This window comes from Pseudomonas sp. NPDC008258 (genome assembly GCF_042956345.1).
Classification (GTDB): domain Bacteria; phylum Pseudomonadota; class Gammaproteobacteria; order Pseudomonadales; family Pseudomonadaceae; genus Aquipseudomonas.
Map to the genome: position 1 here is coordinate 57659 of NZ_JBIBGE010000009.1, position 16824 is coordinate 74482.

A 16824-nucleotide genomic window follows, 5' to 3' on the forward strand; every position below is an offset into this window, starting at 1 on the left:
CTTGATTACTCAGGCCCCCGGCACCTTCGGGCACAATCAGCCAAGGTAGTCGAAATCAGCGTCCATTTGAGCCAACTCTGGGTTGCGCTTGGACGCTGGGCCGTAGCCACCGCCACCCGGAAGTTCCAAAATCAGACGTCGGCCAGCCGGTACGTATTGGCGGCCTTTAGCGGCCAGCTGGGTACCGTCATCGAGCCGTACCGAACCAGGAGCACCGTCTTCACCGCCTTCACGACCACGGGGAGCATTCTTGACGCGATCGAACATCGCGTTGAAATAGAGCTCGTGGCCAGCTTTAGGAGAAATTTCTACGACTTGACCAAGACCGCCGCGGTATTGCCCCGCGCCGCCGGAACCGTTCCTCAGCTCCTTGCGCCAGAAGATGACAGGGCCGACGTGCTCAGTTGCCTCGATCGACATCGATTGAACGCCACTGGGGAAAGCGGTAGCGCTAGGGCCATCCAGTTGAGGCCGAGCCCCCATACCGCCGCTATTGAAGAGCAGTACTTCGGCACGTTGACCGCCATCTGCCGGTGCCTGAGCGCCCAGCAGAGGTCGAGCACTGATGTGCAGGTTCCATAGAGCGCCCGCGCCCTCTGCAGGTACTACGCCTGGCAGCATTTTGTGGATTGCGCCAAGCACAGCATCCGGCACCAAGTGACCCAGAACGTGGCGTACCGATACAGGAGCTGGACGCTGCGCATTCAGAATGCAGTCAGTCGGAGCTACGATACGGAAAGGCTTCAGAGAAGCATGGTTGTTCGGGATCTCAGGGGCAATTGCACACTTGATGGCATAGCAGGCATAGGCTGCCGAATAGATCAGCGGGCAGTTGATACCTTTGGGGCTTGGGCCTGAGGTACCGGCAAAATCAGCAGTGATATGATCGCCATCTACTTCCAAGCGGACAGCGATATCGATCGGAGCATCGTAGCCGTCGACACGCATCAGGTTATCGTAGCTACCCTTGGGCAGCTTCGCCAAGCATTCCACGGTTGCATCATAACTGCGCTTGAAAATGAAGTCCGCGAGAGACTCAAGATCAGACAGAGCGAACTCGTCCATCATCTCCATCAAGCGGCGATGGCCAATTTCGTTACAGGCAGCGAGTGAGTAGATGTCGCCCACAACCTGGTCGTTTTCACGAACGTTGTTGCGGATGATATTGATGAGGTCACGATTCACAACACCACGATCGGCAAACTTCATGATCGGGATGAAAATGCCCTCTTCGTAGAGCTCATTCGCGTCAGGGCCAAAACCACGACCACCCACGTCTACTACGTGCGCGGTACAGGCGAGGTAACCCACGAGATCCCCACCACGGAAGCTTGGCGAAACGACCGTGAAGTCGTGCAGATGACCAGTACCTTTCCAAGGGTCGTTGGTGATGTAGACGTCACCCTCGTGAATATTCTCGACGCCGATGTCACGAATGAAGTGGCCTACCGATTCAGCCATGGCATTAACGTGCCCTGGAGTGCCAGTGACCGCCTGGGCGATCATTTCACCTGCGCGATTGAACACGCCTGCAGAAAGGTCGCCGGATTCACGAACGCTGGTACTGAAGGCAGTACGGATGAGCGTGAGCGCCTGTTCTTCCACGACGGAAATCAGGCGGTTCCACATGATCTGCTGATGTACTTCAGAGAGATTGGCAATATTAGTCATGATAACGCTCCCTTAAGCCTTCTTCGCACGAACCAGCAAGCAGCCATCCGCCTGCATGATGACTTCGCGACTTGCGGTGATAATGGTCGATGTTTCGCGCTCGGTGATCACTGCTGGGCCTGCGACCCAATCCCCGGGCTGCATGCTCGAGCGAGCAACGATGGAGGCTTGGTGGAAGACGCCGTCTTGGGAGTCGAACATACGACGCTCGCTCTGTACCTCAGCCGCTTTGTTTTTGGCGGTGACGGTGGTGGGTGGCGGCGGCAGCATTGTAGAAGACGCGCGCAGCGACCAGCTCACGATCTCTACATCCAGGCCATCGATAATCCGACCAAAGAAGTTTTCATATGCAGCGTCAAACGCTTTCTTGAGGACTTCGCCATCAGCTTGCGAATACTCGCGGACGTCGACAGTGACAGGCACTTCCCAACCCTGCCCGACGTAGCGCATAAAGGCTGTACATTCAACTTCAGGTTGGACATCGGTGAGCTGGTGAACAAATGATGTAGCTTCGTTTACCAGCTCGCGGATGATCTTGTTGATTTGCTCAGCCTCAAAACTACTGAACTTGGTGTAGGCACTGCGAACACTTTCGAAGCCAAACGGAGCACGCAAGAAGCCGATAGCCGAACCGACCCCGGCTCCTGGTGGAATCAGAAGCTCATCAATACCAAGCTTTTCACACAGTCGCGAGGCATGCAGTGGTGCAGCACCACCAAATGCGATCATGGTGAAGTCAGCGAGCTCTTTACCATTTTCCACAGCGTGCATACGCGCTGCGTTGCTCATATTCTCGTCAACCATCTCGCTGATACCGAAAGCTGCAGTAGGGCCGTCGATATCCAGACGATCACAGAGGTCACGCTGCATTGCGGATGCAGATGCCTCAGTGATCAGCTTGAAGGAGCCACCAGCAAATTCATTCGGATCGAGACGGCCAAGCAGCAGGTCGGCATCTGTAACGGTAGGATGCTCGCCACCGCGCCCGTAGCAGGCAGGGCCTGGCTCCGACCCGGCACTGTGAGGCCCTACACGGATCTGACGCATTGCGTCGACGCTTGCAATGGAGCCACCGCCTGCACCGATTTCAACCATCTCGATCACAGGGATCGAGATAGGCATGCCGCTGCCCTTTTTGAAGCGATAGGTGCGAGCAACTTCGAAAGTCTTCGAGGTCTTCGGAACTTGACCTTCGATCAAACAGATCTTCGCTGTGGTGCCACCCATGTCGTAGGAGAGCACCTGGTCAATACCATAACGCGTAGCTACATGCGCAGCAAAGATAGCGCCGCCAGCTGGGCCCGACTCCAACAACCGCACTGGGTACTCGATGGCGGTCTGGACGCTGATGATCCCACCGCCAGAGTGGATCATAAAGACCGGACAGGTCAGACCCTCTGTTTCCAGACGACCGACCAGCCGGTTGAGGTAAGAGGCAATAATTGGCTTGACAAATGCGTTTGCGCACACAGTGTTGAAGCGCTGGAACTCACGCATCTGAGGCGAAACCTCAGCAGAGATCGAGACGCTCAGATCAGGCTTTTTAGCCAGAAGACGGTCACGAACTTGCTTTTCGTGATCGGCGTTGATGTAGGAGTGGATAAAACCGACCGCAACACTGTCGTACCCGGCCGAAATGATCCGATCACAAAGCTCATCGACCTCCGCCAAATCCAGAGGCTGCAGCACACTACCGTCAGCCGCAATTCGCTCGTTCAGTACAAAACGCTCGTTCCTTGGAACCAGCGGCGCCGGCAGGGTGATATTCAAGTCGTACTGTTCAAAACGGCTCTCGGTACGCATCTCGATAACATCACGGAACCCTTGGGTCGTAATGAACGCGGTTTTTGCACCGCGCCGTTCGATAAGGGCGTTGGTGGCGAGAGTGGTACCGTGGATGACGGTGTCGATTTCGGAAAGCTCAACACCAGCGCTCTCGGCAACCTGACGGATGCCTTTCACGATCGCAGCCTCTGGGAAGCTGTAGTCCGTCAGCACCTTAGTGGAGTGCAGCGCCTCACCGACTTCCATGGCGACGTCAGTGAACGTACCACCGATGTCGACACCTACCTTGATTGGCTTACCTTCTTTCGTCATCACCAGCTCCCATTTGTTGTTCGACGACCCGTTCGACGCGGGTAGATCTCTTGGCACACGATGCCGTTGAGGTGTTATCTCAGAAATCCGATCACGAGTCAACACGTCGCAATGAGGTCATACCACAACAGATTGAACGCCGACCGGAGGAATAATGGCCTAGATGTAGAGGCGTACTGCGACGCCCAAGAGGAGCCAAGAGTTTTGATCGACTTTTTCCAGAGAACTGAGCAAACACGATTGAATCTGATCAGTATTTTGAATTTGGCTATGAAAAGCAGTAGGGTCCGAAGGTCGTCCTATCACAGAATCTGTGATAGGATCTTGCGACAAGAGGAAGTCTCGAATAGGCGGGCTACCACAAAGACACGGAATAGGTGCGACTTGAATACATTGATGAGCCGGACGATCGAGCAGATCAAAGAAATGATTCACCAGGAAAGCCTCCGGCCTGGAGACAAGCTCCCTACACTCAACCAACTCGCCGCAAAATTTGGCGTCAGCCGAACGGTCATCCGGGAGGCTGTGATTTCGCTGAGCTCAGATGGTGTATTGGAGTCCCGGCACGGTGTTGGGGTTTTCATCCGAACCGTAGACCAGAGCGCCCCGGACACTGGCCTCGTCGATGCTATCCTTTCGCCTCTATCGCTCGCGAAGTCTTCCTTCATCGATATTCTTGAGCTTCGGATGGCGTTTGAAGTGCATGCTGCAGGCCTAGCCGCGAACAGAAGATCGTGGGCGCAGGAAACTGCGATCTGGGACGCAGCGCATCAGCTGGAGGCAGCAATCGGGGACGAAGCAGCACTCGATGAATGCGACGCCGCATTTCACAGGGCTATTGCTGAAGCAACGAACAACTCCGCTTTTATGGAGTTTTTCAACGTCGTCAGCTCTCGAATTACACCGCGCCCCGCCTTCACTCGCGCTTCAGATCCTAACCTCGTGACACCCGAGTACATTCAACAGACGGTGACAGAACACCGTGCAATATGTGAAGCGATTAGCGCCGGCGATGCAGAGCGTGCGCAACGTGAAATGCGCAACCACCTGGAGCGTGGCCACCGTAGATACCGCACCACACCCGAGTCGATTAGGGATCGTGAGCCAAGCGTAGCTTGACATCTCCACTCATCCGAAGGCGATCCAGGACAGCTACAACTCAGCAGCTGTCCCCTTTTGCCACTTAAATGTGGAGGCCGCCATTCACATGAATGCATTGGCCAGTGATATAGCCAGCATCGGGGCTGAGCAAGAAACTAATAGCCGATGCAACGTCACTCGGCTGGCCGGCCCTCCCCAACGGAATTCGCCTGGTCTGCTCCGTAAGTTCTTCGTCAGAGACACTATCCTCCATGTGGTCCTTCTGGATGCATCCAGGGATCACACAGTTTACCGTTACACCGGACTTGGCCAGCTCCAAGGCTAGACTTTTAACAGTCACTTCCAACGCACCCTTTGAGGCTGCTGATAACGGGTAATTCCGAATATCGGTGCGGAAAACGTGACTGGTAAAGCTGCCCACTGCAACCACCCGCCCATTCTCCGACTGGCGAATGAATGGAGCAGCGGCTTTAGCCAAGCTATAGAAACTGATGGCATTTCCTTGGAAAGCATATTCCAGGTCAGCACGCGTGCCTTCCTCGAAGGTTTTGATGATTGGAAATCCCGCATTCGCTACTACACAGTCGAGCCTGCCAAACCTTTCAACAGCCTGCTTGACCAACTGATCACCGAAATTCGAATCCGTCAGGTCACCCAGAACAGTCAGTACTTCAACACCTGCACCTCGAGCCTCCTCAGCGACACGCTCTAGACCAGCGGCTGACTTGCGTGCATGGATGACCAGGCCGTCAAAGCTCTCAAACAACTTCCTTGCCGTGGCTGCCCCGATCCCAGACGACGCGCCTGTAATAATCGCAACTCGTTTACTCATATCATCCTCCAAAATAATATTCCGGGAGACGAAGCATCAGCGGCTGCTGGCCGCAACCTCGCCACACAATGAAATTGATCGAGACAGGTTCCTATCCAGATACCTTGTGAGTCGAACTCTGAACCCTTCCGCGTGCCTCAGTGCGTGAAGTTCCGCACCATCTGCATCACGCCGCTCTATGGCTTTGATGATGTCGTCATGCTCGGCTACATGGCTATCATCGCGCTCGTCACCTTCCTGAGCCGCCCAAGCGTGATGCAAATGCAGCATACGCTGGCCTTCCATTAGAAGCTTTCCGTATGGCTCAGCGAAATAGTTATTCTTACAAGCCGCAGCTATAGCCAGATGAAACTCGGAGTCGGCCTCGATAAAACCGATAGGATTGCAGCTTTTCCGCATGAGCAGAATTGAGCGTTTGCAATGCAACTGAGCTTGATAAATACGCTCCATGTCGACATTTGAGCGATTAATGGCAGCCATACGGGTTACCGTGCGCTGCAAAAGTTCCAGGGCGTCCAAGTACTCAGCCATCCGCGCTAAATCCATAGAAGCGACGGTCGTTGTTCTATTTGGCGAAATCATGACAAGGCCTTCGCCGGACAGCCGCCCCAATGCCTCCCTAATAGGAGATCGAGACAAACTATACTCTATACTTAGGGCACTTTCATCGAGTCGATGGCCAGGCTCTAATTCCAGACGTAAAATGCGGCACTTGAGATCCTTGTAAACTCTAGCGCTTCCTGTTTCACGTTCGCGCCGATAATTATCAGAGCGTATGTCCATTACATCCCCTTACGCGCGAACGCTTAGACATATCCAAAGCCCCTCGACGCAAGCAGGAGGGGCCAGGCACTTCATTACTAGAATGGCCGCCGCTGAGGAGCAGCACTCCCACTCCCACCTACAAGGAAGTCGAAGTCGAGCCCTTTATCAGCCTGCAAAATATGCTCGACGAAAAGCTTTTCATAACCACGCTCGTGGTAAATGAGCGGAAGCACAGCATCAGCTTTACGAGTCGCGAGCTCTTCATCGCTCACATTCAGGGTGAGGATCCCGTTCGCCACGTCCAACGTGATCTCATCGCCTGTTTTCACGAGAGACAGCGGGCCACCGGCTGATGCCTCCGGCGCCACATGCAGCACAACCGTGCCGTACGCTGTACCACTCATACGACCGTCAGAGATGCGCACCATATCCTTGATGCCTTTTGCAAGCAGCTTCGCCGGCAAGCGAATGTTGCCTAGCTCAGGCATCCCTGGATAACCCTTAGGGCCGATGTTGCGGAGCACGAGCACTGAGTTCTCGTCCACTTCCAGTTCGGGCAGATCGATGCGCTTATCCAAGTCCTCAACGTTATCAAAGACAACCGCCTTCCCTGTGTGGTGAAGCAAATGAGGTGACGCGGCGGATGGCTTAATGACCGCACCATTAGGTGCCAAGTTGCCTTTCAGCACCTTCAGCGCATTCTGCTCTTTCACCGGCGAGTCGAATTTCGCAATTACATCCAAGTCCAAGCTCTGGGCTTTATCGGTAATCTCGCCGATCGTCCTACCAGTGACCGACATCGCCTCGACGTGCAGATGCGATCTCATCTCGCCCATCAACGCCGGCAGACCACCCGCGCCGTAGAACTCTTCTGCAAGGTACTTGCCGTTAGGCAAGACGTTGACCAACAGCGGTATCTTGCTGCAGTTGCGCTCGAAGTCTTCAAGCGTGAGCTCGATGCCAACACGCCCAGCGAGGGCAATCAGGTGAATGATAGCGTTGGTGCTACCGCCCAGCGCCGCATTGATGCGGATAGCATTCTCAAATGACCGCTTATCAACTACTTTCTTGAAAGTAAGGTCTTCTCTCACCATCTCCACGATCCTGCGGCCAGACAGTTGGGCATCCCCCTTGCGCCGGCCATCCACTGCGGGTATTGCTGCAGATCCTGGAAGAGTCAAGCCCAGTGCCTCAGCCAGGCATCCCATGGTCGATGCGGTCCCCATGGTGTTGCAGTGCCCGTTACTACGGGACATACCATACTCGGCGTCAAGGAAACCCTCTTTCGACAGCGTGCCAGCCTTGTACTCGGCATGCATCCGGAAGATGTCAGTACCTGACCCAACCTTTTGGCTGCCGACACGGCCGCTGATCATCGCGCCACCGTGCACAAGAATGGTTGGGAGATCCACACTTGCTGCGCCCATCAGGTAGGCCGGGGCAGTGTTATCACACCCAGTCAGCAACACGACACCATCCAGCGGATTAGCGCGCAGCGTTGTCTCGAGTTCCATACTCATCATGTTTCGGAACATCATCCCAGTAGGACGCATGATAGAGTCGCCAATTGACATCGTGGGGAAGACTAAGGGGTACCCGCCCGCCTCCAAAATCCCTCTCGACACCCATTCAGCCAGCTCGGTCAAGTGTGCATTGCAGGGCACCAAATCTGAAGCGGAGTTGGCGATACCGATGACTGGTCGACCTTCAAACATCTCAGGCAGCGCTCCCCTGGCTTTCAGGTGGGTACGATGCTCAAAACCGGTATTGTCAATTCGTTGAAACCAATTTGCACTGCGTAGAGTCTTGTCAGTCATGGCCATAGCTCTTGAAATCGGAGGCTCCCTAGAAACTGAAGGAAGGCAGCCTCAGCCTATATCGGTCAGTTAAGATTGCCCGCGCCGAGCATCTTTAAGCAGCAATTTTCAAATTTATACGTCGCTCAATAAAAGTTACGAACTGAGCTAATGCTGAGCCCAAGATCAAATAAATAAGCGCAGCGATGGTAAGAATTTCAATCGGCCGAGCCGTAACATTAGATATGTTTTGCGCAGCGAACATCAGATCTGCCATACCCACAGCCGATACCAAAGCTCCCTCTTTGAACAAACTCAAGTTACTGGAAAGCAAGTTTGGAATCGCGCGAATGAAGGCCTGGGGCGCGACCACGTAGACAGACCTAGTCAGTCGTGACAGCCCCAATGCAACACATGCATCATAGTGCTCATTGGGTATAGACTTGAGTGCTGAGCGAAATGCTTCACTTGTGCTCGCGGCCATGTAAGCAGTCAATGCAATCAATGATGATGTGAAGGTTCCAACCTCCATGCCGAGGATGATAGGCAAGCAGAAAAACACCCAGAACAGCAGGATAAGCACCGGCGTTCCTCGAATGATCTCCACGAATCCGATACATGCCCAACGCAAAGGAGCCAGGTTCGAGCTACGACCCAAGCTAATCAGAAAACCACCAATGGTTCCTAGGATTCCAGCCAGAATGGTGATCTGGATGCTAACCCAGAGGCCAGCCAACAACGCATCGCGGTACTCTAGAACCACGGAAAAATCAAAGTTGTCCATGATCACCTCACTGCCTTAATGCTTTCGCGGTCCGGAACTCCAAGTAGGCAGCAAAACGCCCAAGTGGAATCGAAACTGCAAGATAGAACAAAACTAGGAACGTAAACGTCTCGATAGGCCTATAAGACTCGACCGAAAGCATTTTCCCCTGGTACATAAGATCCTGCACACCTACCAGCGCGACCAACGAACTTTGTTGGAATGTTCCAATAGCATTGGTAATTAAGACCGGCGTCGCAGACCGCAACGCCTGAGGCAATACAATACTTGTGACCCACACCCACCTGGACAGCCCGAGCGCAACTCCTGCGTCTCGCTGAGCGAGGGGAATACCTTGAATTGATGCCCGGAATGCTTCCGCATTGAATGCCATCAAGTTGAGACCCAAAATTATTGCACCAGTCAAGACTGGGGGCCAAAACACGTTAAATAGCATCGGCACGCAGAAGAAGAACCAAACAATCTGCACCATTGCAGGAGTACATCGAAAAACTTCGATGTAGAGCTTCGCAGCCACTACAGCCACTTGCAGGTGAGATGTCCTCAATAAGGACAGAATGAAGCCTCCGACTAGCCCGATCACGTTCGCCCAGAGAGTGAGCTTAATCGTGATAACAAGACCTTCCAGCAGCTTAGGCCATGCACCCAGGACAAAGAAAAAGTCAATGTTATTCATGAGTACTCTACCTGTGGCGGCATTTCATGCAGAACATTTTGAAGAAAATCCCTGGCCCGCTGGGTCTTAGGGTTCGTGAAGAAAACCTCTGGGTGGCTGTCCTCAATTATCTTACCATCTGCGCAGAAAATAATCCGACTGGCGATCCGCCTAGCGAACCACATATCGTGTGTCACCATCATCATGGGCATGCCAGACTGGGCCAATTCGGAGATCATCGAGGCGACCTCATTTACCAGTTCCGGGTCAAGGGCCGAGGTCACTTCATCAAACAACATCAGCTTGGGATCAAGCATTAGAGCGCGAGCAATAGCAACCCGTTGCTTCTGCCCTCCGGACAGCTCCTGAGGGTACGATTTTGCTTTGGCTTCCAGACCGAATCGGCGCAAAAGCGCGAGCCCTCGAGTTTCGGCCTCCTTTTTAGGCATCCCTCGCGACTTGGTGGCTGCCAGTGTCAAATTTCCGAGAATCGTCAAGTGCGGAAACAGAGTGTAACTTTGGAATACCATGCCCACTTGTTTCTGCGTTGCCTGGTCAATCCGCGTGCCCTTGCTTCCACGAGACACATACTCTTTACCATCGATGGCGATGGAGCCCGCATCGATTTCTTCAAGCCCCATTACACAGCGAAGCAGCGTACTTTTACCACTACCGCTCGGGCCCAACACAACGAGGCGATCTGACCGCCCCATTGTAAGATCCATACCATCCAGTACTTTTACACTTCCACTGCAGAAGGTTTTCTTGAGATTTTTGATTGTAATGAAATTATTATCGTTCATGGCACACCCAACCTCTTCTCGCTAAGCTTAATCAGATGACAACCGGCGCTTGTGCATTAACGCCGCATCTCAGTTCCGAGCCGTTCGATATAATGTTTACCCAGGGCCGCGACTTGACCAGAAGCGATTTCGTTCTGAATCATGATATTCAGCACTTGCAGATCAGCCGGCTCCGCTTCCAGGCGGACGGCGAAAGCAATTCCTTGCTTAGCAATTGATGGGTTAGGTAGAACTGCCTGCCATTTGTGTGGATTTGTTGCCGCGAAAATGGCATTTGAGTCGGCATCTTCGAATAAAATATCGGCACGCCTCGACACCAGCGACAGCCTTGAGCTATCTATATCAGGCAGGCGGAGAATTTGGGCGTTGTGTATTTTCTTGCTTACGGCCGCATCGATAGCTGTGCCAGCCACCATCGCGACAGTGACACCAGGCTTATCGATGTCAGACACCGAAACTGGCTGCGCCTTGAATTTCGGATTGGAATGATCATACAAACCCGAGATTCTGAAATCCCATACGGTATCGCTGTAATTTACCGCTAGCGCGCGACGAGGCGTGCGGTTGAGCGCCATAGAAACATCCCAGCGTCCAGCCTGCAGCCCAGCAACCATGTTGTCCCAGGTCGTGTCCACGATCTCAACGCGTACACCTAGCTGCTCTCCAAATTGCCGGCACAGGTCAACGAAAATTCCAGAGTACGCGGCTGTCTTCGGATCTCTGAGGATGTACGGAGGTGCCGAAGCTGCGCCACACCTGAGCACTCCTCTTTCTTGGATTTTTTCCCAGTAGCCGCTTTCATCCTGGCCGTATGCCGGGGGCAGCTCCATACCACAGGTCATGGCCACCCCTAGGGCGACCGCTGACAGCTTGAGACTCTTCACCTGTGAATCCTCATTGTACGTTCTTGTGTAGGCGGATGAAGGCAGTGAAAGGAGATCGTACGGGTCTGTTGCTCGTTTAGCTCCTAAGATGCGAACAAGTTGTCGACATGTCAACTCTTTTCGCACGGTGTGCAGATCACGTAGCGCAGAGTACGCACATTGAGCAGGTTTTTCAACCTAAAAGGATCGCACTGATCCTATCTCGGTTTGCGAAACACGGGACGCCTGTATAGCATTTTCTCATAAAAAGTCCTATGGACTGCTTTTTATAAGCACATAGACACGCGTGAGTTACGCTGAATAGAGCTTTTTTATCTGATTAAACAGTGGGTTATGAGGTGTAAACGCTTGAGATACGATCTCATTTGAGACACCTCAAATAGAATCAGTTTTTTCTAGACAGTGATATGATCAAGTCATACCATGACACCAGGAGGCGGTCACCCGCACAATGTTGAGAAAATCTCGGCTTGCGTGCTCCAGATCGCCACCTAGGGCTATCGGAGGCTCTGAGCCCCCCGAAAGCAACGATTCAGATAGATAGCAAGGGGTAAACGATGCCTTTCATCCGGGTAGAAATGCTTGAAGGTAGAGATCGCGGACAGAAGCGAGAAATAGCCGAGGTACTATCTCGGGAGCTTGCTCGAATTGCTAAATGCGATGTCTCAGACGTTCAGGTTGTCCTGAGTGAAGTGAGCAAGGAAAACTGGGCTACTGGCGGAATGCTCCAAAGCGATCCTCAACGCTAAGGTGTAGATCACGCTAATTCAATAATAATTACGCTTAGATGTATTACTGCCTCCGTTCATAACAAAAAAGCTACTGAGAGGATACGTGATGAAATTTGCTCCAGCTCTGAAAGTCGCCGTCGCCTTGGTCGGTGCGCTGATGTTCTCCTCCGCGCACTCCGACGAGGGCTCCGGTTACTGGCAGGAAGTTCAGAAGAAAGGCGTTCTAAAATGCGGTGCTGCATCAGCCCCACCGTACATCCTGCGTGACCCCAAGACATCTGAATATTCAGGAATTTTTGTGGACCTGTGCCGCCAGTTCGGTGCGGAGCTTGGGGTAAAAGTCGAGATCGTAGATACGAACTGGGACAACATGGTCGCAGGCCTGCAATCCGGTAGATGGGACATGTCAATGGCGCTCAACCGCACCCCCAAGCGCGCCTTGGCAGTGACCTACAGCGATCCAGTCTGGAGCTTCCAAATTTCGGCTGTCTATGACCGAGCAAACCCGAAATTCGCCAACGCCCCACAATCGCTTCAGGACATGGACAAAGCAGACGTGACTGTAGCAGTCGTCTCAGGCACTGCAATCGATGCTGCTGCATCGCCCAAACTCAAGCAAGCCCAGATCATGCGCCTCCCGGATGTAGATGCAGCGCGTTTGGCAATTTCCTCTCGTCGAGCTGACGCCCTGATTGAGGATGCTGACACGAACGCGATCTTGGCCGCGACGAACAAAGAGCGCTGGTCAGTACTGCTGCCGAATCCTCCGATTGCCAAACAGGGCATCGCTTTTGCTGTACGGCGTAATGCAACGCTTTCTGACATGCAGGTTCTAGATATCTTTGTGCAGAACAAGCTTGCTACTGGCGAAGTTGACGAGCTTGGCAAAGAATATATCGATAAGCTTTCGAAAGGCAAATAATCACTCGGCTAGAAAAAACCACCTACCTTATTATCACTGTCTTGTTATGTCGCACATTTTGGGGCCTGTAATTTAGGCCCCTTTTTTGAGCACACCAGGCTTACAAACTTCGCCATGACTGCCCGTAGCGTCTTGCGCCAGGCGAGGACAACCCCTGCGCAGCCTAGGTCCGGACTTACAGCTTCACACCATTTCCAACACTCGAGGCTGCAGCCCATGACTTCGGCCCTCTCGCAACCCTTGCCTGAACTATTCGGATACCTTCCCTCAAGGATCGTCAATGTACTGTTTGGTCACATCGTAACGAATGCCCTCCCCGTCCAGATACGGACGTTTTTCACAACAGTGGCCAACGCTTTGAGGAAGGATTCGGAATGCTCATGGCGTTGATAAGCCTCTTCATTCGCCCAACCTTCGGGCAGATGGAAGTTATCTGGATTGCTAAGGTCTTGGGCAAATGCATAGTAGATGCAGCAGTCTCCGGGCAGCCAGCATCTCCGGAATCACCGCGTCGATGAACGTCTGGCGGTCGTCCGGGTGAACCGATAGTGCTCACCCGACTGGGGATAAAGTGATGCCGAGAGCCTCACAACTGCTACCCCATCACTTGCTGCCGACCTGACTTTCGTACAGTGAGTTGGGCAGACGCCAAACCTTGTTATACGAATAAGCAATAGACTCATTAGTCATTTATGCTTTTATGATAAAGCCAGCCATTACGATTCACTTTCCCTGCGCTCCTGTAGACAGCTTCCAACCCATCCCGGATGCCTGTTTCAGCGCGACGGTGGCACGATTTCTCCGAACATCGCAAATCTTCCATCGCCCACGTCAAACTTGCAACCCAGCACTATACTCTAGGTGACACTTCGAGGAACATGCAGAGAAATCCTAAAATGAAAAAAATCGACCCCCTCATACTATGGCGAAAATTAGGCCCTGCATACTTTAATGAGCTGTCGACTTTCGGCGCCATTCAGAATACTGCTTTAATCCATATACTCAAATCGGGTCGCATACTACAGCTCAATAGTGGCGAAACGTTATACTCCCTCGGAGATCGCACAGGAGTTTTTTACATCGTTATCCGGGGCAGCGTTGACAACTATATTCCAAGGAAAGATGGCTCAATGGTGGTTTCACGCCATCATGGACCTGGTGATGATTTAGGATTCGTGCATATGATCAGCTTGAGCAACCGTACAGCGACAGCCGTTGCAAAAGAAAATGCCATCATCCTTGAGATCAGCATCGAGCAATTCTATATGCTACATGAGCAGGAGCCTGAAACCTTTGGTCTGATGCTACTAAACCTGGCGCGTGGAATGGCTCGCACCATTCTAAGAATGGCCGACAAGATCGCAACACTAGACAATCAAATAGAGAGCCCCAAACGCAGCGCATTGTCTATTGGTGAAAATGACGCGCCAACCTCGAGCACGATCGATGGACATTCAAAGTGAGGCTTTCACTTAAAGTAAACTGGCGATGCGCAGTCGCCAGCTAATAAACTCCGCTGCAACCCCACAGCGCGCTCATTCCACAATACAATCCAGAACTAAACTTAATACTGGTAGTTGAGCCCAAGTGTCATTGAGCGCTGCGGCGCTGGCTGGCGGCCCCATGGACTGGTGTCGACACCACGGAAGTAGTAGTCGCGGTTGAACAGGTTGCTGATGCCTGCCGAAGCGGTCAGCACACCATCATGCACGTTGAAGCGGCGTTCGATGGTGGTATTCCACAACCAGTACGCCGGCAGCTTGCCCACCGAGGCACTGGCATTTTCGAGACCCGAGTTGGCGGCATCGGTGTAGGCGCTGCTCACATAGAGGCCGTCGAGGCTGTAGGTCCAGTGTTCCGCGAAGCGGTAGCGGCCATCGACACTGTACTGGTTGCGCGATGCATAGGGTACTTCGTTACCCTTGAACTCGCCGTTGCGTTGCTTGGCGTCGAGGTAGGCGTAGCTGGCGTGCAGGTCGAGGTCGGGCATGGCCGATGGGGTCCAGAACACCTCGGCCTCGATACCCTGGTGGCGGGTACTGCCAAGGTTGACGAAGCGGTCGCTGGTTGCGTCGTAGGCAATCTGGTCATCGAAGTCAATGCGGTACACCCCAGCGTCGATGCGCAGGCCCTCCCATGGTGCAAAGCGCACTCCGGTTTCGTAGTTCCACGCCAGCTCCGCACCCACTTGGCCTTCCTTTACGATCTGCGTCACCTGCGGTGGGCGCAGCGACTTCTGCGCGTTGGCGTAGACGAACCACTCATCACTGGCCTGCAAGCCCACGGTGATACCGGGCAGCCACTCCATCGAGCGGTTCTCGTTGCCGGCCCCGCTGATACCATCGTCGTACTGCATGCGGGCGTTCTCGTAGCGCACACCCGGCGTGATGGTGAGGCGCTGGTCAAGCAGGCCGATGGCGTTGCTGATGTAGAACGCCTTGGCCTCGTCGTCAAACTGCCAGTCACGAAACGGCGTGCTCGCGCCAGTGGCCAGGCTTCGCCGATTGACCTTGTAGTCGATGTCTTCCTTCACGTAGCGCGCCCCCAGCAGCCAGGTCTGGCTGACCTGGTCGCCGTCGATGCCCAGGCTCAGGCGCGGCTCGGTGCCCCAAACCTTGAAGTCCCGCGGGCCATCCTGCTGGGTGACCGCCGCGCCGTCGGGGGTGAACGGCATGCCGACGACGAAGTTGCGGTAGCTGTAGTGGGCAAAGTTGGTCCAGCTGAACTGCACCGAATCGAACGGGCCAATGGACCCGAACTGCTGGGTATAGGTGTCCCACACGCGGTCGGTATCACCCTCGAAGCGGTCCAGGGGGCGGGTCGACTGGCGCGGGTCGTGCTTGTAGTCGGCAACGCTCAGCGCGCCGGCAAGGTCCATCTCGGCCTTGTAGTGCTGGAAGCCGAAGCTCAGGTCGCGGTCGTCGTCGATGTTCCACTGGCCGCGCAGGCGGTAGTTCTGGATATCGCTGTCCGAATGCTCGCGCCCGGCTTGGCCGCCAAGGGTATTGAGGTCCAGTTGCAGGCCGAAGTTGTCGGTGAGAAAGCCGCCGGTGCCCAGGTAGGTGTCCCACAGCTGGCGGCCACCTGGGTAGAACGTGGCACGCTCCTGCAAGGTGGTTTGCCAAGTGCGGGGGATGGGCTTACTGATGAAGTTGACCACCCCGCCCACGTTGTTCGGGCCGTACTGCACGGCGGCGCCGCCCTTCACCACATCGATGCGGTCGACCGCCGCCATGGTCACCGGGAACAACGATAGGCCGGTCTGGCCATAAGGTGCCGGCGCCAACGGGATGCCATCGGACAACGCCTGCAAGCGGCCACTGCGGCTTTCGTACAGGCCACGCACGGCAATCTGCGGCAAGGCCCCGGTGCCGGTCTCATCGAAAATCTTCACCCCCGGCACTCGCTGCAGCGCCTCGTCGACACCACGCACGCTGGCCTTGTGCAATGCCTGGCTGGCGACCACGCTGCGGTTGCCGGCGTAGGTGCGCACATCCTCGTCCGTGCCGCTGCCCAGCACATCGCCGCTGATGACGGTGGCATCCACGGCCAGCGGCTCGGCGGGAACGGGCGCTGCCTTGTGGCTCAAGGCCTGCGGCGCCATCACGCAGAAGGCTCGCGGCAAGCAGGGAAAGGGGCAGGTACGGGCGGTCGTTACGGGCAGGGTACTTCATGGCGAGCAGGTCCTTGGCGTCAGTGTCTGTCATCCATGCCGCTTCGAACTCGACGCAACACTACCTGCCCGTGTATTTTTTTGCCTGCTGCAATGCCCGGCTGTTCGGC

The 16824-nt window shown here is 54.3% G+C and carries 15 protein-coding genes; 4 read left to right on the forward strand and 11 right to left on the reverse strand.

The window, feature by feature from the left end; translation table 11 throughout:
* Positions 1 to 36: 36 nt before the first annotated feature.
* Both ACFY9W_RS09460 and ACFY9W_RS09465 read right to left on the reverse strand, forming a co-directional pair.
* Positions 37 to 1671: a hydantoinase B/oxoprolinase family protein gene (locus tag ACFY9W_RS09460; protein ID WP_391128863.1), complete on the reverse strand. Its 1635-nt coding sequence runs from the start codon at positions 1669 to 1671 to the stop codon at positions 37 to 39.
* Positions 1672 to 1683: 12 nt separating this feature from the next.
* Positions 1684 to 3768, reverse strand: coding sequence for a hydantoinase/oxoprolinase family protein (locus ACFY9W_RS09465; protein ID WP_391128866.1), 2085 nt, complete (start codon positions 3766 to 3768; stop codon positions 1684 to 1686).
* Between the two features lie 396 nt (positions 3769 to 4164).
* On the opposite strand from ACFY9W_RS09465, the gene ACFY9W_RS09470 reads away from it, so the two are divergent.
* Positions 4165 to 4887, forward strand: a complete 723-nt coding sequence (locus ACFY9W_RS09470) for an FCD domain-containing protein (RefSeq protein ID WP_391128869.1) — start codon at positions 4165 to 4167, stop codon at positions 4885 to 4887.
* 64 nt (positions 4888 to 4951) lie between these two features.
* Here the strand turns inward: ACFY9W_RS09470 and ACFY9W_RS09475 are convergent, their stop codons facing one another.
* From ACFY9W_RS09475 to ACFY9W_RS09505, 7 genes are all read right to left on the reverse strand, one after another.
* Positions 4952 to 5701: an SDR family oxidoreductase gene (locus tag ACFY9W_RS09475; protein ID WP_391128872.1), complete on the reverse strand. Its 750-nt coding sequence runs from the start codon at positions 5699 to 5701 to the stop codon at positions 4952 to 4954.
* 36 nt (positions 5702 to 5737) lie between these two features.
* Positions 5738 to 6484 carry an FCD domain-containing protein gene (locus ACFY9W_RS09480; RefSeq protein ID WP_391128875.1) on the reverse strand — a complete coding sequence of 249 codons (747 nt, stop codon included), beginning with the start codon at positions 6482 to 6484 and terminating at the stop codon, positions 5738 to 5740.
* Positions 6485 to 6561: 77 nt separating this feature from the next.
* Positions 6562 to 8289: a dihydroxy-acid dehydratase gene (locus ACFY9W_RS09485; RefSeq protein WP_391128878.1), complete on the reverse strand. Its 1728-nt coding sequence runs from the start codon at positions 8287 to 8289 to the stop codon at positions 6562 to 6564.
* Between the two features lie 88 nt (positions 8290 to 8377).
* Positions 8378 to 9046: an ABC transporter permease subunit gene (locus ACFY9W_RS09490; protein WP_391128882.1), complete on the reverse strand. Its 669-nt coding sequence runs from the start codon at positions 9044 to 9046 to the stop codon at positions 8378 to 8380.
* 7 nt (positions 9047 to 9053) lie between these two features.
* Positions 9054 to 9722, reverse strand: coding sequence for an ABC transporter permease subunit (locus ACFY9W_RS09495; protein ID WP_391128885.1), 669 nt, complete (start codon positions 9720 to 9722; stop codon positions 9054 to 9056).
* Entirely contained in the window at positions 9719 to 10504 is a 786-nt protein-coding gene (locus tag ACFY9W_RS09500; protein WP_391128888.1) for an ATP-binding cassette domain-containing protein, read from the reverse strand. The genes ACFY9W_RS09495 and ACFY9W_RS09500 overlap by 4 nt, the downstream gene beginning before the upstream one ends.
* Before the next feature lie 56 nt (positions 10505 to 10560).
* Positions 10561 to 11388 (reverse strand): transporter substrate-binding domain-containing protein, encoded by an 828-nt coding sequence (locus tag ACFY9W_RS09505; protein ID WP_391128891.1) that lies wholly within the window; start codon positions 11386 to 11388, stop codon positions 10561 to 10563.
* 557 nt (positions 11389 to 11945) lie between these two features.
* On the opposite strand from ACFY9W_RS09505, the gene ACFY9W_RS09510 reads away from it, so the two are divergent.
* Together ACFY9W_RS09510 and ACFY9W_RS09515 are read left to right on the forward strand one after the other, a co-directional pair.
* Positions 11946 to 12137: a tautomerase family protein gene (locus tag ACFY9W_RS09510; protein ID WP_391128894.1), complete on the forward strand. Its 192-nt coding sequence runs from the start codon at positions 11946 to 11948 to the stop codon at positions 12135 to 12137.
* Positions 12138 to 12225: 88 nt separating this feature from the next.
* Positions 12226 to 13041: a transporter substrate-binding domain-containing protein gene (locus tag ACFY9W_RS09515; RefSeq protein ID WP_391128897.1), complete on the forward strand. Its 816-nt coding sequence runs from the start codon at positions 12226 to 12228 to the stop codon at positions 13039 to 13041.
* A gap of 293 nt (positions 13042 to 13334) precedes the next feature.
* On the opposite strand, the gene ACFY9W_RS09520 is transcribed toward ACFY9W_RS09515, so the two are convergent.
* Positions 13335 to 13529, reverse strand: a complete 195-nt coding sequence (locus ACFY9W_RS09520; RefSeq protein ID WP_391129200.1) for an antibiotic biosynthesis monooxygenase — start codon at positions 13527 to 13529, stop codon at positions 13335 to 13337.
* A gap of 408 nt (positions 13530 to 13937) precedes the next feature.
* Here ACFY9W_RS09520 and ACFY9W_RS09525 point away from each other — a divergent pair, with 408 nt between their 5' ends.
* On the forward strand, positions 13938 to 14504 hold the full coding sequence (locus ACFY9W_RS09525) for a cyclic nucleotide-binding domain-containing protein (protein WP_391128900.1): 567 nt from the start codon (positions 13938 to 13940) through the stop codon (positions 14502 to 14504).
* 101 nt (positions 14505 to 14605) lie between these two features.
* Here the strand turns inward: ACFY9W_RS09525 and ACFY9W_RS09530 are convergent, their stop codons facing one another.
* Positions 14606 to 16630, reverse strand: coding sequence for a TonB-dependent siderophore receptor (locus tag ACFY9W_RS09530; protein WP_391128903.1), 2025 nt, complete (start codon positions 16628 to 16630; stop codon positions 14606 to 14608).
* Positions 16631 to 16824: the final 194 nt, after the last annotated feature.

Excerpts from the sequence above, each read along its gene's own strand:
- ACFY9W_RS09460 (WP_391128863.1), bottom strand. The coding sequence starts at position 1,671 with ATGACTAATATTGCCAATCTCTCTGAAGTACATCAGCAGATCATGTGG.
- ACFY9W_RS09465 (WP_391128866.1), bottom strand. The coding sequence starts at position 3,768 with ATGACGAAAGAAGGTAAGCCAATCAAGGTAGGTGTCGACATCGGTGGT.
- ACFY9W_RS09470 (WP_391128869.1), top strand. The coding sequence starts at position 4,165 with ATGAGCCGGACGATCGAGCAGATCAAAGAAATGATTCACCAGGAAAGC.
- ACFY9W_RS09475 (WP_391128872.1), bottom strand. The coding sequence starts at position 5,701 with ATGAGTAAACGAGTTGCGATTATTACAGGCGCGTCGTCTGGGATCGGG.
- ACFY9W_RS09480 (WP_391128875.1), bottom strand. The coding sequence starts at position 6,484 with ATGGACATACGCTCTGATAATTATCGGCGCGAACGTGAAACAGGAAGC.
- ACFY9W_RS09485 (WP_391128878.1), bottom strand. The coding sequence starts at position 8,289 with ATGGCCATGACTGACAAGACTCTACGCAGTGCAAATTGGTTTCAACGA.
- ACFY9W_RS09490 (WP_391128882.1), bottom strand. The coding sequence starts at position 9,046 with ATGGACAACTTTGATTTTTCCGTGGTTCTAGAGTACCGCGATGCGTTG.
- ACFY9W_RS09495 (WP_391128885.1), bottom strand. The coding sequence starts at position 9,722 with ATGAATAACATTGACTTTTTCTTTGTCCTGGGTGCATGGCCTAAGCTG.
- ACFY9W_RS09500 (WP_391128888.1), bottom strand. The coding sequence starts at position 10,504 with ATGAACGATAATAATTTCATTACAATCAAAAATCTCAAGAAAACCTTC.
- ACFY9W_RS09510 (WP_391128894.1), top strand. The coding sequence starts at position 11,946 with ATGCCTTTCATCCGGGTAGAAATGCTTGAAGGTAGAGATCGCGGACAG.
- ACFY9W_RS09515 (WP_391128897.1), top strand. The coding sequence starts at position 12,226 with ATGAAATTTGCTCCAGCTCTGAAAGTCGCCGTCGCCTTGGTCGGTGCG.
- ACFY9W_RS09525 (WP_391128900.1), top strand. The coding sequence starts at position 13,938 with ATGAAAAAAATCGACCCCCTCATACTATGGCGAAAATTAGGCCCTGCA.